At 66.1% G+C, this 13,020-nt stretch carries 18 protein-coding genes; 3 read left to right on the top strand and 15 right to left on the bottom strand.

Annotation, left to right across the window (positions count from 1 at the left end; all coding sequences use genetic code 11):
• The first annotated feature begins 94 nt into the window (after positions 1-94).
• Complete coding sequence (locus tag VJ811_RS15790; protein WP_324074072.1) at positions 95-547, top strand: DUF411 domain-containing protein; 453 nt, start codon at positions 95-97, stop codon at positions 545-547.
• Positions 548-556: 9 nt separating this feature from the next.
• On the opposite strand, the gene VJ811_RS15785 is transcribed toward VJ811_RS15790, so the two are convergent.
• From VJ811_RS15785 to VJ811_RS15775, 3 genes are all read right to left on the bottom strand, one after another.
• Positions 557-742, bottom strand: coding sequence for a hypothetical protein (locus tag VJ811_RS15785; RefSeq protein ID WP_324074070.1), 186 nt, complete (start codon positions 740-742; stop codon positions 557-559).
• A gap of 70 nt (positions 743-812) precedes the next feature.
• On the bottom strand, positions 813-1,682 hold the full coding sequence (locus VJ811_RS15780; protein WP_324074068.1) for a dienelactone hydrolase family protein: 870 nt from the start codon (positions 1,680-1,682) through the stop codon (positions 813-815).
• Positions 1,683-1,859: 177 nt separating this feature from the next.
• The gene (locus VJ811_RS15775) at positions 1,860-2,549 is read right to left on the bottom strand and encodes an HAD family phosphatase (protein ID WP_324074066.1); all 690 of its coding nucleotides are present in this window, start codon (positions 2,547-2,549) and stop codon (positions 1,860-1,862) included.
• Positions 2,550-2,588: 39 nt separating this feature from the next.
• On the opposite strand from VJ811_RS15775, the gene VJ811_RS15770 reads away from it, so the two are divergent.
• The gene (locus tag VJ811_RS15770; protein WP_324074064.1) at positions 2,589-2,777 is read left to right on the top strand and encodes a hypothetical protein; all 189 of its coding nucleotides are present in this window, start codon (positions 2,589-2,591) and stop codon (positions 2,775-2,777) included.
• A gap of 19 nt (positions 2,778-2,796) precedes the next feature.
• Here the strand turns inward: VJ811_RS15770 and VJ811_RS15765 are convergent, their stop codons facing one another.
• The 7 genes from VJ811_RS15765 to glmU all read right to left on the bottom strand — a co-directional run bounded on the left by VJ811_RS15765 (position 2,797) and on the right by glmU (position 7,633).
• On the bottom strand, positions 2,797-2,976 hold the full coding sequence (locus VJ811_RS15765) for a hypothetical protein (protein WP_324074062.1): 180 nt from the start codon (positions 2,974-2,976) through the stop codon (positions 2,797-2,799).
• 70 nt (positions 2,977-3,046) lie between these two features.
• Positions 3,047-4,870 (bottom strand): glutamine--fructose-6-phosphate transaminase (isomerizing), encoded by a 1,824-nt coding sequence (gene glmS, locus VJ811_RS15760; protein WP_324074060.1) that lies wholly within the window; start codon positions 4,868-4,870, stop codon positions 3,047-3,049.
• Positions 4,871-4,885: 15 nt separating this feature from the next.
• Positions 4,886-5,254 (bottom strand): PIN domain-containing protein, encoded by a 369-nt coding sequence (locus VJ811_RS15755; protein WP_324074057.1) that lies wholly within the window; start codon positions 5,252-5,254, stop codon positions 4,886-4,888.
• Positions 5,251-5,475 carry a ribbon-helix-helix domain-containing protein gene (locus tag VJ811_RS15750; protein WP_324074055.1) on the bottom strand — a complete coding sequence of 75 codons (225 nt, stop codon included), beginning with the start codon at positions 5,473-5,475 and terminating at the stop codon, positions 5,251-5,253. The genes VJ811_RS15755 and VJ811_RS15750 overlap by 4 nt, the downstream gene beginning before the upstream one ends.
• Positions 5,476-5,505: 30 nt before the next feature.
• Entirely contained in the window at positions 5,506-5,970 is a 465-nt protein-coding gene (locus tag VJ811_RS15745; protein ID WP_324074053.1) for a GNAT family N-acetyltransferase, read from the bottom strand.
• Positions 5,967-6,281 (bottom strand): hypothetical protein, encoded by a 315-nt coding sequence (locus VJ811_RS15740; RefSeq protein WP_324074051.1) that lies wholly within the window; start codon positions 6,279-6,281, stop codon positions 5,967-5,969. The genes VJ811_RS15745 and VJ811_RS15740 overlap by 4 nt, the downstream gene beginning before the upstream one ends.
• Complete coding sequence (gene glmU, locus VJ811_RS15735) at positions 6,278-7,633, bottom strand: bifunctional UDP-N-acetylglucosamine diphosphorylase/glucosamine-1-phosphate N-acetyltransferase GlmU (RefSeq protein ID WP_324074049.1); 1,356 nt, start codon at positions 7,631-7,633, stop codon at positions 6,278-6,280. The genes VJ811_RS15740 and glmU overlap by 4 nt, the downstream gene beginning before the upstream one ends.
• A 59-nt stretch (positions 7,634-7,692) precedes the next feature.
• Between glmU and VJ811_RS15730 the strand changes: the two genes are divergently transcribed.
• The gene (locus VJ811_RS15730; protein WP_324074044.1) at positions 7,693-8,355 is read left to right on the top strand and encodes an HAD-IA family hydrolase; all 663 of its coding nucleotides are present in this window, start codon (positions 7,693-7,695) and stop codon (positions 8,353-8,355) included.
• Here the strand turns inward: VJ811_RS15730 and VJ811_RS15725 are convergent.
• The 5 genes from VJ811_RS15725 to VJ811_RS15705 form a co-directional block, all read right to left on the bottom strand.
• Positions 8,352-9,365 (bottom strand): nucleotidyltransferase family protein, encoded by a 1,014-nt coding sequence (locus tag VJ811_RS15725; protein ID WP_324074042.1) that lies wholly within the window; start codon positions 9,363-9,365, stop codon positions 8,352-8,354. The genes VJ811_RS15730 and VJ811_RS15725 overlap by 4 nt on opposite strands.
• Positions 9,362-10,228 carry an HprK-related kinase A gene (locus VJ811_RS15720; RefSeq protein ID WP_324074040.1) on the bottom strand — a complete coding sequence of 289 codons (867 nt, stop codon included), beginning with the start codon at positions 10,226-10,228 and terminating at the stop codon, positions 9,362-9,364. The genes VJ811_RS15725 and VJ811_RS15720 overlap by 4 nt, the downstream gene beginning before the upstream one ends.
• Positions 10,225-10,506: an HPr-rel-A system PqqD family peptide chaperone gene (locus tag VJ811_RS15715; protein WP_324074038.1), complete on the bottom strand. Its 282-nt coding sequence runs from the start codon at positions 10,504-10,506 to the stop codon at positions 10,225-10,227. Before VJ811_RS15715 ends, VJ811_RS15720 begins: the two co-directional genes overlap by 4 nt.
• Positions 10,499-10,945 (bottom strand): MarR family winged helix-turn-helix transcriptional regulator, encoded by a 447-nt coding sequence (locus VJ811_RS15710; RefSeq protein WP_324074036.1) that lies wholly within the window; start codon positions 10,943-10,945, stop codon positions 10,499-10,501. Before VJ811_RS15710 ends, VJ811_RS15715 begins: the two co-directional genes overlap by 8 nt.
• Positions 10,946-11,034: 89 nt before the next feature.
• A complete protein-coding gene (locus tag VJ811_RS15705) occupies positions 11,035-12,978 on the bottom strand; it encodes a TonB-dependent receptor (protein ID WP_414711959.1) in 1,944 nt (647 codons plus the stop codon).
• Positions 12,979-13,020: the final 42 nt, after the last annotated feature.

Below are 13,020 nucleotides of genomic sequence, written 5' to 3'. Positions count from 1 at the left end.
CGCATACCATAGCGGCGCTCGCCCGACCGGATGAAATGGACTTTCATGGGGTCAGCCTATAGGTTTGCGGCAAGCTCTTCAAAAAGGATTTGCGATGTTCCCTGCCCGCCGCGCGTTTTTCGCCCTCGCCGCTTTCTCCGCCGTCATCGGCACCGCGCACGCCGCGAACCCGACGATGTTTCGCGATGCCGGCTGCGGCTGCTGCCTCAAATGGCTGGAGCAGGTGAAAGCCTCGTTCGGGCAGAAGGCGGTCGTGGTGAACTCGCCCGATATGAACGCGGTCAAGGACAAGCAGGGCGTGCCGCAGGCGCTGCGCAGCTGTCACACCGTGCTCGTCGGCGGCTATGTGATCGAGGGGCATGTGCCCGCCAGGGAAATCAGCCGCCTGCTTCGCGAGAAGCCGAAGGGCGTGAAAGGCCTGGCGGTCGCCGGAATGCCGACGGGATCGCCAGGGATGGAGCATGGCGACCACCGCGAAGCCTATAAAGTCATGGCCTTCGGCCCCGCCGGCCAGCGCGTCTATGCGAGCTATGCCGCGAACCGCTGACCGGATGCCTCAACCGCGCGGCGGTGGAAACTCGCCATTGTCGAGCGGCATGACCGCCTCGTCGACCCGCCAGCTGCGCTCGTAAACCAAGCCGTCGCCGGTTCCGATCCGGTCGACAACGGGCAGCGACGGCGGCGGACTTTCGAGTTTCCGCCCGCGATAGCGGCGGGCGAAATAAATCGGGATACCGGCCATCACACCGATGATTCCGAAATAGAGAGTCAAAGCGGTCCAATTCATCCGTCAATTCTCCGCACGAGCCGCGCTACAGGCTCTCCTTGAACAACGCCAGCATCCGCGCCCACGCCTTTTCCGCCGCGGCCTCGTTGTAGGCGCGGCCGTCGGGCGGGCACCAGCCGTGCATCGCGCCTTCGTAAACCTCGACCTCGTGCCACTGTTTGCGTGGGGTCAGCACGGCCTTGAGCAGCACCTTCTCGTTCGGATTTTCCTTGTCGTCGTTATCGGCGATCGCGAACAGATAGCCGGCGTTGGTTTTCGGGATCAGCAGGTGCGGGCTGTCGGGCTTGTCGGTGCCGACACCGCCGCCGTGGAAGCTCCCCGCCGCGCCGACGCGGTCGGGCTTCAGCGCCGCGGTATAGATCGTCATCGCGCCGCCCATGCAGTAGCCAGTGGTGCCGAGCTTGCGCTTGGTATCAACCTCTTTCTGCGCGTCGAGGAAAGCGAGATGCGCCTTGGCGTCGGTTTCGACGATCGGCCGCGTCAGCTGTTTCAGATAACCGAACAGTTTCTCGCGGATCGCGGGATCGTTGAAGTCGTTCGCCGCGTCCACCACCGGCGATTTCTGCCAGCGGTAGAAGGGATTGACGCAGAGCACCGCATAGCCCTCACCCGCCAGCCGGTCGGCCATCTGGCGAAAGGCAGGCCGAAGCCCGCGGATATCGGGCCAGATCAGCACGCCGGGATGCTTGCCGCTCGCGGGCGCGACGAAATAGGCGTCGGCGGTGCCGTCATCGGTCTTGATCTCGACATCGCGGCCCTTCACCGGCTTGCCCGCCATCGCGCGCGCGGGCAGCGCCGCGATCAGTGCGCCGGCACCCGCGAGCGCGGCAAAACTACGCCGCCCGACGGACAGTCCCGCGCGGTCGAGATCGGCTTCGGTGTTTTCAGTGCACATGGCTCTCTCCTCGAAGGGCATATTAAAAGGTCGCAGAAAACTCCGTAACTTCACTCGCGATTGCATATTTCGTCCCGTGATCGGGATCGAACGGAGCGCAAGGCTAATTCACCGTCGCTTTATAGGACAGAGGTTTTTGTCGCATAGGTCCTCCCTGTGCCGCAGCCACAGGGAGGATCATTTGGCGTTGAGTGTCAGCATCGCAACCTCGTCAAACGTCAGCGCCACATGATGCACCCCAACCCCGCGCAGCATCGCACCATGCGCGGCACGGTCGACGATATGCCCCGCGCCGCAAAAGCCGACGACGGTCATCCCCGCGGCGACCGCCGCCTGCGCGCCCGTCGGCGAATCCTCGATCGCGAGGCATGTGGCCGGATCAACGCCCAGCCCCTTCGCGGCAGCGAGATAGATATCGGGGTGGGGTTTGCCGCGGTCCCAGCCGTCGGCGCTGTAGACATGCTCGCCGAAATGATGGCCGAGCCCGAACAGCCCGAGCGCCCAGCCAATATATTCGGCGCGGCTCGACGACGCGATCGCGCGCGGGAGCGGCCCAAGTGCGTAGAGGAAGGAGGCGACGCCGGGGACGGCATCGAAACCCTCCATATAGCGCGCCCGCGCCCGTTCGCGGTGCGTCTCGCGGAAATCGGCGGGTAGCGCGCGGCCATAGCGCGCGACGATCCGCCGTTCGGTCTCCTGCCAATTATGGCCATAATAGTCGCGCAGGCACTCGTCATAGGTCGCTGGCATACCGGCGGCGGTCAGGCTCTCGGCGAGCGAAAGGTTGGCGCGCACCTCGCTGTCGGCAACGACGCCGTCGAAATCGAAGATGATCGCGGCGGGCGGAGTCGATCTCATATTCTTCATATTTCCGGCCTAGAGCATCGGGGATCAGGAGACTCCCCAATGAAGTTCATTTCCCTCAAGTCGCGCGGCGGCAATTACCTCGTCGTCGCCGAAAATGTCGCCTGGCTTCGCGACTATGAAAATGGCCAGACGCAGGTCGGCATGGTCGGCGGCGCGCCTTTGCTGGTGGCTGGCAAGATCGAGGAAATCGCGGCTTCGATCCTCGCCCAGGTCAACGCGACGGAGTGACATCCCGGCGACGCGGGCGTCAGCGCATGACCTCATGCTCGCGCGCATAACCCCAAGACCCCTCGCCCGACCAGCCGCGCCCGTCGGGAAAGTTGAGTTTCAACCCGCTAAGTTGCGCGGGGTCGAACAGGCGCATGTTGACGCCCATCATATCGACCTCCCCGCCCATGCGTGCGAAAAGCAGAGCGAGCAGTTGCACTCGGCAATCTCTTCGGGCGCCTTGGCGAGACGGACCGCGATGGCGCCGCAATGGCAGGTGGTATTCCAGCTCATTCCACCGTCACCGACTTCGCCAAATTCCGCGGCTGGTCGACATCGGTCCCCTTGGCGACCGCCACATGATAGGCGAGCAACTGCACCGGCACCGCATACACCAGAGGCGCGATCAGCGGGTGGACCTTGGGCATCTCAATCGTCGCCATGCAGCCGTCGCCGGCTTCGGCTAGCCCTTCGGCGTCGCTGATCAGCACGACCTTGCCGCCGCGCGCCATGACTTCCTGCATGTTGCTGACGGTCTTTTCGAACAGCGGGCCGCTGGGCGCGAGGACGATCACCGGGACCGCCTCGTCGATCAGCGCGATCGGGCCGTGCTTCATCTCGCCCGACGCATAACCCTCGGCGTGGATGTATGAGATTTCCTTGAGCTTGAGCGCGCCTTCGAGCGCGAGCGGATAGTCGGGGCCGCGGCCGAGGTAGAGCACGTCACGCGCGGGAGCGACGAGGTGCGCCATCGCCGCGATATCCTCGTCATGCGCGAGCGCGGCGTTGAGCGCGGCGGGTGCTTCGATCAGATGCCTGACGATCTCGCGCTCCTCATCGGAGCTGAGCTTGCCCTTTTTGAGCGCGAGATGCGCGGCGAGCGCGGCGAGCACCGCGAGTTGGCAGGTGAAGGCCTTGGTCGACGCGACGCCGATCTCGGGGCCGGCGTGGGTCGGAAGCAGCAAATCGGCCTCGCGCGCCATGCTGCTCGTCGGCACATTGACGACGACCGCGATCGTCTGGCCATGCGCCTTGCAATGGCGGAGCGCCGCGAGCGTATCGGCGGTCTCCCCCGATTGCGAGATGAAGAGCGCGAGCCCGCCTGGCTGGAGCACCGGGTCGCGGTAGCGAAATTCGGACGCGACATCGATGTCGACGGGGACGCGCGCGAAGGTCTCGAACCAATATTTCGCGACCATGCCGGCGTAGAAGCTGGTGCCGCACGCGACGATGGTGATGCGCTCGATCGCCGACAGGTCGAAATCCATCTGCGGCAGTGCGACGGTCTGTTCGAGCGGGCGGATGTAGGAGGAGAGCGTCTGCGCGACGACGGTCGGCTGCTCGAAAATCTCCTTTTGCATGAAGTGGCGGTAATTGCCCTTCTCGATCGTCGCAGCGGTGACGCCGCTGGTGGTGATCTCGCGCTCGACCGGATGATTGTCGGCGTCGAAGATCTGCGCGCCTTCGCGGCCGATGACCACCCAGTCGCCCTCTTCGAGATAGGCGATCTTTTGCGTCAGCGGCGCGAGCGCGAGTGCGTCGCTGCCGAGATAGGTTTCCCCCTCGCCATAGCCGACGACGAGCGGTGAGCCGAGGCGGGCACCGATAAGCAGGTCGGGATGGCTGCGGAACGCGATCGCGAGCGCGAAGGCGCCGCGGAGCTGCGGCAGCACCGCTTTCACCGCATCGGCGGGCGACTTGCCCGCCTCGACCTGTTCGGAAACCAGATGCGCGACGACTTCGGTGTCGGTCTCGCTTTCGAACTTGCGTCCGCGCCCGGTGAGCGCCTCGCGCAGCGGCTTGAAATTCTCGATGATCCCGTTGTGGACGAGCGCGACTTCGCCCGTCGCATGCGGGTGCGCGTTGCTCGTCGTCGGCGCGCCGTGAGTCGCCCAGCGCGTGTGCGCGATGCCGACGAGGCCGGGCGCGGGATTGCCCGCGAGCTCCTTCACCAGATTGCCGAGCTTGCCCTCGGCGCGGCGGCGGATCAGCTGGCCGCCCTCGACCGTACACACACCCGCCGAGTCATAACCGCGATATTCCATGCGCCGCAGCCCGTCGACGAGGCGGTCCGCGACCTGGGCCGTGCCGATAATTCCGATAATTCCGCACATGGATGAGGCTTTCTTTTACAGCGTGTAGGGGACGCGAATACCCGGCATCGCGGCCGGAAACACCTTGATATTGCGCGTCACGAGAATGCGTCCCGATATTTGCGCGGTGGCTAAGACGAAAGCATCGGCCAGCGTCAAGCCTTTGCGTTCGGCGCGCAGCGCGGCAGCCCGGCGCGCAACCGCATCGCCGACCTCTTCGACCTGGAAACAGCCAAGGAACGCCTCGACCGCTTTCACCGAGGCGGGGTCGGCGGCCGACATGACCTCGGTCCAGCTGATCCGGCTGATGCTCTTGCGTCCGGCGCGGCGAATTTCGCCGCGCGCCGCCTCGACGCCATTCAGCGCGTCAATGAGGATATCGCTGTCGAACTGCGCGTCGATCATTCGCGCTTGCCCCGCAGCCGCCGCTGATATTTCAGCCCGTCGCCGATGTCGGTGCGGCCGCGCCAGATGCCGAACGCATTGTCGATCGCGTCGCCCGACACGTCGGCGCGATAGGCCGCGACAGCGCGGCGAACGAGCTCGGCACGCGACACGCCCTGTTCGGCCGCGAGCGCGTCGAGCCACTGAATATCGTCATCGGGAACGTCGGCGAGAAAACGCATGCGCCGTTGATATCATATCATGATATCAAATCAAGCCGGCAGCATCTTCCGATAGACGATAAAGCCTGATTTTTCGGCGATGCGGTCGTAGAGCGTCATCGCCGTGTCGTTGGTTTCGTGCGTCAACCAATAGACGCGCGGCAGCGAAGCTTCCTTTGCTGCGTCATAAACGGCCTCGATCAGCGCGCGGCCGACGCCCTTGCCGCGCGCTTCGGCGGCGGTGAACAGATCCTGCAGGTAAAGCGACGGCAGCAACGAGGTCGTGCTGCGATGCAGGAGATAATGGGTGAGGCCGAGAAGCGCACCGTCCTGTTCGGCGACGAGCGCGAACATCGGCTCATACGGATCGAAAAAGCGCTCCCACGTCGCGGCCGTGATTTCCGGAACCAGCGCGGTATCGCCGCTGCGGCCGTAGAATGCGTTGTAGCCGTCCCATAAAGGCAGCCAGCGATCATAGTCGGCGCGCGCCGCCGGACGGACGATCAGACCGTTCATGTCCGCCCGAAATTCCGGTCGACGAAGATCATCGCGAACTGCACCGGGTCGGGCGCCTCGCCATTACCCGCTTCGAAGCGCACCCTGCCGTCGGTCCAGATTTTCAGAATCTGCGCCTTCAGTCCGGGCGCGAACTTCATCTGCTGCTCGACGATCTGCTCCCAGCTTCCCTTCACGCCGAAACTTTGCTCAAGCTGCGGCACCATCGCCTCGCAATAGGTTTCGGTCGCCGCGTCGAGATGGCCGATCGCCTTCAGCACCCAGGCGTCGACAAAGCGCAGGAAGGGCTTGTCGGTATAACGATCGCTCATGCCTTTTTCTCCGCCGCCTTCTTCTTGCGCATCGCGTCGTGGAAGCGGTCGGCCCAGCCGGGCTTGACGAGTTGCTCGGCGCGGACGAGACGGAGCTCGCCGTCGGCAACGTCGAGCGTCACCGCGCTGCCCGCGGCGACGATCGCGTCGCGGCCGATCTTGACCGGCGCGATCAGCGCGCTGTTCGATCCGATGAAGGCATTTTCGCCAATCTCGGTTCTATATTTGAAATATCCGTCATAGTTGCAGGTGATCGTGCCCGCGCCGATGTTCGCGCCGGCGCCCACGGTGACGTCGCCGAGATAGGTCAGGTGGTTCGCCTTGGCGCCCTTGCCGAGCACCGCTTTCTTGGTTTCGACGAAATTGCCGATCTTCGCCTTTTCGCCGAGGATCGTGCCGGGGCGCAGCCGCGCGAAGGGGCCGACTTCGCAGCCCGCGCCGACGATGGCGCCTTCGATGTGGCAATTCGCGCGGATCTTCACATTGTCGGCGATGGTCGCGCCCGGGCCGAAGAAGACATTGGGCTCGATCAGCACGTCGCGGCCGAGCTCGGTATCCCATGCGAACCAGACGGTGTCGGGGGCGATCAGGCTGGCGCCGTCGGCCATCGCCTGCACGCGGCGCCGCGCCTGCCATTCGCCTTCTAGTCCCGCGAGTTCGCCGCGGCTGTTGATGCCCGCGACATCATAGGGGTCGGTGACAACGACCGCGCAATGGCGCCCGTCGGCGTTCGCGATATTGACGATGTCGACGAGATAATATTCCTTCGCCGCATTATCGTCGGTGACGCGCGCGAGCAGCGCGAACAGGTCGGCCGACTTCGCGGCCATCAGCCCCGAATTGCACAGGCGCACCGCGCGCTCGGCGTCGGTCGCATCCTTATGCTCGACCATCTTGGTGACATAGTCGCCTTCGGTGATCACGCGGCCATATTGCTGCGCATCGGCAGGCTCGAACGCGAGCACGACGACGGCGGGCGCATCGGGGGCGTTCAAGCGGTCGATCATCGCCTGCATCGTCGCCGCGGGAACGAAGGGCACGTCGCCATAGAGGATCAGCACATCGCCGTCGAAACCCGCCAGCGCCGCTTCGCCCTGCTGCACCGCATGGCCGGTGCCGAGCTGCGGGTCCTGGACCGCCAGCACGGCGCTTCCCGCCAGCGCGGCTTCGAGCTGGTCGGCCTTGTCGCCGACGACTACGACCTTCTTCGCGGGGCTGAGTTCGTCGACGCTCGCCATCAGGTGCAGCAGCATCGGGCGCCCCGCGATCGGATGCAGCACCTTGTGCAGGTCGGACTTCATGCGGGTGCCCTTGCCCGCGGCAAGGACGATAGCGGCGATCTTGTTGCTCATGCGCGTTGCCATGCCAGCAAATCATTGCGGTTTCCAGAGCATCGCGCCATGCGCGGCGGATGAACGGATTTCCTTTTACGATCGTCGGCTTCGACCTCGACGGCACGCTCCTCGATACGCTCGGCGACCTTGCGGCGGCGGTCAATCATACGCTGGGACTGATGGACCGCGCCCCGCTGGCCGAGGCGGCGGTGCGGCCGATGATCGGGCGCGGCGCGAAGCATATGCTCGAGGAGGGGCTGCGCGCGTCGGGCGGCGTCCCCGATGGCGCGGTCGAGCGGCTCTATCCCGAACTGCTCGCTTTCTACGAAGCGCATATCGCGGTCCACAGCCGCCCCTTCCCCGGCGTGATCGCCGCGCTCGATCGGCTGGGCACGCTGGGCGTGCGCACCGCGATCGTCACCAACAAGGCGGAGCATCTGGCGCGCGTCCTGCTCGGCGAATTCGATCTTGCCGACCGGATGACGACGATCATCGGCGGCGACACGCTGGGCGTCCGCAAGCCGTCGCCCGAACCGATCCATGCCATGACCCAGCGATGCGGCGGCGGGCGCGCGGCCTTTGTCGGCGACAGCATCTACGATGTCATGGCGGCGAAGAATGCGGGCGTACCGAGCGTCGCGGTCAGCTTCGGCTTCCTCGACCGGCCCGCTCTTGAACTTGGCGCCGACCATGTGATCGATCATTTTGACGAATTGGTGCCGCTGCTCGAAACGCTCTAGCGCTTCCGCCACTTGGTCCAGAGGTGCTTCGCGAGCATCGCGGGCGGCATCCGCAGCCAGTGCGAGCGGATGTAGAAAGCCTGTTCGAGCAACGGTTCCGTCACACGCCCCCAATCGTCGCGCGCGAAGAGGCGGCGTCGGAACCACACGTCGGTCGGCTCCTGCCGATCCCACCCGCTCGGCAGCGCCGCACCATAAAGATCGCGCGACAGCCGCGCGGCGCGGTGCGCCGCATGTTGCAATCCATGCAGCGCCGCCCGTCCGTCGAGCTGTCCCCAGAAACCCGGATCGGCGGCGGCGAAGTCGCGCGTCATCGTGTGGAAATCCCACAGATTGCGTAAGCCCCCCTGCAAATCGCCGTCGGCGAGCATATGCGCGGCGCAATGACACGCCATATCGGCAGGGTTCAGCACAGCGAAACCCGTGTTGCTGGTCACCGCATCGCTGACCAGCGCGAGGGCGTCCGGCGTGATCCGGTGGGTGCGCGGCAGGATCGTGTGATGGACGTCGATCATCCGGTCGCGCGCCTTGTGGATCATCGGCGGCAGCTCGTGCATATGCTGGCGATAATAGGCGTCATCATAGGGGTCGGACTTCACCCATTCCCACCCGGCCTTGAGCAGCAGGTTTTCGGCGCGGCGGATGTCGGGCGCGAGGACCAATATGTCGAGGTCGCCGATCTGGCGCCCCGCGGCGCACGACATGCCTGCGGCGGCATAGGCCGCGCCTTTCAGCAGCACGAATTCGATCCCCGCCGGGGCAAGCGCGCGTCGCGCCATCTCGGCTTCCCACAAGGCCTGCGTCTGCGCGACCTTGGCGGCGGCGCGCTGGTCGGCGAAGAGCGCGGCGACCGCCGGCGGCAGGTCGGCATCGGCAAGACGGTGCGCGAGCGTTGCGAGCATCGCCTCGCTGCGCGCGGCGCCGATCACGCCGTCCCAGTCGCGCGAGGCGAGCGCGGCCGGGTGGCTGCGGCCGGCGAGCAGGTCGACGAAGGTTCGTACCGCGCTCACTTGGCGGCCTCCGCCCAGAGCTGCTCGACCAGCGCGATACCGGCGGCGCTGTCGGGATAGGAAATGCCGAAAGCCGGGGTTTCGCGAACCAGCCGCGTCAGCGCGGCGAAACCCGCCTCGCCGAGCGCGACATAGTTGGTCGACGCCTCGGTCAAGCGGACAAAGGCCTCGCCCTCGCCCATCGGCTCGACCGCCACCTCGCCGCCGAAGCGTGGGAACAGCAGCAGCGCGGGACGTGCGGGCTTGTGCATCGCGGCGACGGCTTCGGGTCGCGGGATCAGATGGCGAATGTCGCCCTTGGGCGTCCCCGCCAGCAGGGGCCCGAGCCGCGACGCATCGACCTGCGCGGTGACCTCGGCGATCGCTTCATTCTTCAGGCTGACCGCACGCGGAAAAGCCAACGCCTCGCCGCTCTCGGGGTCGATCAGCGTGAACTCGTCGCCCATCAGGCGCCAATCGCCCTCGCCGAGCAGCGCCGCCAGGGTCGACTTTCCCGACCCCGACTCGCCCGACATGATCAGCGCGCGGCCGTCCTTAGCCACCCCGCTCGCATGCAACAGCATATGCCGCCGCCAGCCAAGCGCGACCTGCAAATTCATCCCCATCTCGGCGGCGAGCAGTCCCATCGAGAGCGGCAGCGGCAGCGCGTCGGGCACAACGAAATCGCCGCCGATATGGACCGAGGGCCGCAGCCAGCGCCGCCAGGGCCGCGCCGCGAACAGCCGCACCGTTGCATCGGCGGGACGTGCATCGTACTGCGGATAGCCCGCATACAGATGTTCGAGCGCTGCGATCGGCTCGAGCCAGTCGCTTCCAATCCGGAACTGCACCGGGCCGACTGCAATGCGCAGATGATGCCTCACGCGCGCTCCACCAGCCCCATCGCGGCGAGTTCGACCAGCCGCTCGGCAAGGATCGGTCGCGCGTCATTTTCGCTGTCGAGATCGAATGTCGCCACAAGGCGCGAAGTGAGGAGTGCGGCGTCGCACGGGTCGGCGCCCATGGCACCCAGAATCTCGGGCATCGGCGAGACGACCAGATGCGTCTGCATCGACCGCCGGTCGAAGATCGCGGTCAGCTCGCCCAGCGGCTCGACGCGCAATGCGTCGGCCGGTGCGGCGCGATAGGTGCGATCAGCCATAATCTTCGGCGGCGGCGGTCAGTTTCGCAAGGATGGCCATCAGCGTCGCGCGTTCGCTGGCGCTGATGTTCGATTCGAGTTGCGCCTCGCTGGCCAGCGCCGCGGGGACGATCGCGTCATAGAGCGAACGCCCCGTTTCGGTGAGTTCGAGATGGTGCGAGCGCCCGTCGGCCTCGTGCGCCTGGCGCGCGATGAGCTGGCGGTCGGCCAAGGCTTTCGCGGCGCGGTTCACCGTCACCTTGTCCATCCGCGTCGCCTCGACCAGCTCGCGCTGCGTCTTCGGCCGCCCTTCGCCCAGCACCGCCATCAACCGCCATTCGGGAATCTTCAGCCCGAAGCGATTTTCATATTCGGCGGCGATCCGGCTCGACAAGGCATTGGAAGCGATGGACAGGCGGTAAGGCAGGAAATTATCGAGATTCAACTTCTTCGCGGCCATGAATTGGTCACCCCCACACGCTCAAAAAATCCCGGCGCGCCCATCCTATCGCCTGTTTCCACCCTGTGAAGGGCGGAATGATGCGAAAGTCAGAAAGACACGCGCGCACCGACCCACAGGGTCCGTGGGGTCGCGCGTTCGACGATGCCCGACGAGGAGATCGCGGCGGGCACCAGCTCGTCGAAAAGATTCTCGCCCCGCGCCTCGACGCTGACCGCGTCGGAAAAGCGCCACGACAGCCCGGCATCGAGCGTCAGCGCATCGTCGAGTTCCAGCAGCCCAAGGTCGTCCTCATTCTGCTTGCCGACATAGCGCAGCGTCGCGAAGCCGCCGAAGGGGCCGCCCGTGTTGCTGCGCAGCGACACGCTGCCGCCATGCTTCGCGATCTGCGCCGGGCGTCGGCCGTCGAGCGTTGCGGCCGCGCCCGAGGCGTCGACCTTGGCGTCGGTGAAGGCATAGGTCGCACGCAGCGTCGCCGGGCCGACGCGCTGCTCGGCGCTGACTTCGACGCCCTTGCTGTCGATCGCGTCGAGATTCTGCCGCTGGTTGAGGTTCGGTGCGAGCGTCACATTGGCGATCGCGTTGGTCAGATGGTTGGCGAACAGCGTCGCCGACAGCTTGGTATCGCCGTTATCCCAATCGGCGCCGACCTCGCCGCCCCACAGGCGTTCGGGTTCCAGCGCGGCATTCGCGGTCGTCACTTCGGCGCCGACCCGGAACGGACGATAAAGCTCGTTGAGCGTCGGGAGACGCCAACCACGATAGGCCGCGGCACGCAGCGCAAAGGCATCCGACGTCCAGCGCACACCCGCGCGGCCGCTGCCTTCCCACCCCTGCCGCGCGGCGAAGCTGAGGTCGGTGATGACGGGGCCAGCGATATTGCGTTCGAGCCGATAGCCCTCGCCCAGCCACCAGCGATCGATGCGGCCGCTGAAGGTCCAGAGGAGGCCATCGTCGGCGTCGCCCGACGCCCACTCTGCAAAGGCGCCGACGGTATCGCTGCTGCCGCCCGCGATGCGGTGGCGACCGGGGACCACGCCGCTGAAGAGGAAATCCTCCTCGGTGCGGCCCACCGTCCGCCGCCAGTCGGCGCCGACCCGCAGCGGATTGGCCCCGTCGATCGCCGGGCGTAATTCGAAGCGCGCGCCGACGCCGGTGGCGGGCACGCGCTGGAACAGGGCGGGGGCGATGCTGTTCCGGCCGGGGGCGACGCTCGCGAAGCCGCTTTCGAAATCGCGGAGTTGGACATAGCCGAGCGCTAGCCATTGCGTCTCGCCAAAGGGATCGTGGACGAAACGCAGGCTGGCGTCGATCCCGTCGAACCTGCTTTGCGTGAAATCGGTCCCGCGATCGCGCCGGTCCGAAAAGCCGCGCAGCGCGGCTTCGATTCGGCTGTCGTCACCGGCGTCGAAACGAAGACGCAGGCCAAGCCCGCCCTGCTCATAGGGTGCCGCGCGATCGACCGAGCCGCGTTGTCCCTTCGCAACCGGCACGAAGCCATCGCCGCGGCTGTAGCGGCCATCGACGGCGATTTGTCCGTTACCGATTTCGCCGCCAACCGACGCCGATGCGTCCCAGCTATCGCGGCTGCCATAGGCAAGGCTCGCCTCGACGCCGTCGGTCATCGTCGAATGAAGGCCGATCGTCCCCGCCAGCGCACCCGGCCCGTCGGCGCCACTCCCGCCGCCGCGCGTCACGACGACGCCACCGAGATTGATCGCATCATAGGCGCTCCACGCGACCCAGCCGCCGAACGGATCGGACTGCGGCACGCCGTCGAGCGTCACCAGCGCGCGGCTCGACGCATTGCCGCCAAGCCCGCGCAGCGTCACGCCCTGACTTGTCGGATGCGCACTTCGGCTGTCCGACCGGCGGAACTGGACGACCCCCGCTTCATCGCGGAGCCTATTCTCGACGCGCGCGCCGAAGCCCGGGTCGACATCGAGCAGGATCGCCGAGGATTGGACGAGGTCGCTGTCCGGCGCCCGGAGCATCCCGCTTCCTGAAACGACGATCTCTTCGCGGGAAACCACCCGCGCCGGGATGACGATTTCCTTGTCTTCCTTTTCCTCTGC

The sequence above is a fragment of the Sphingopyxis sp. genome (assembly GCF_035250425.1).
Taxonomy (GTDB): Bacteria; Pseudomonadota; Alphaproteobacteria; order Sphingomonadales; family Sphingomonadaceae; genus Sphingopyxis.
Note: the sequence above shows the minus strand (reverse complement) of the source record. Positions and strands in the feature narration are given on the sequence as shown.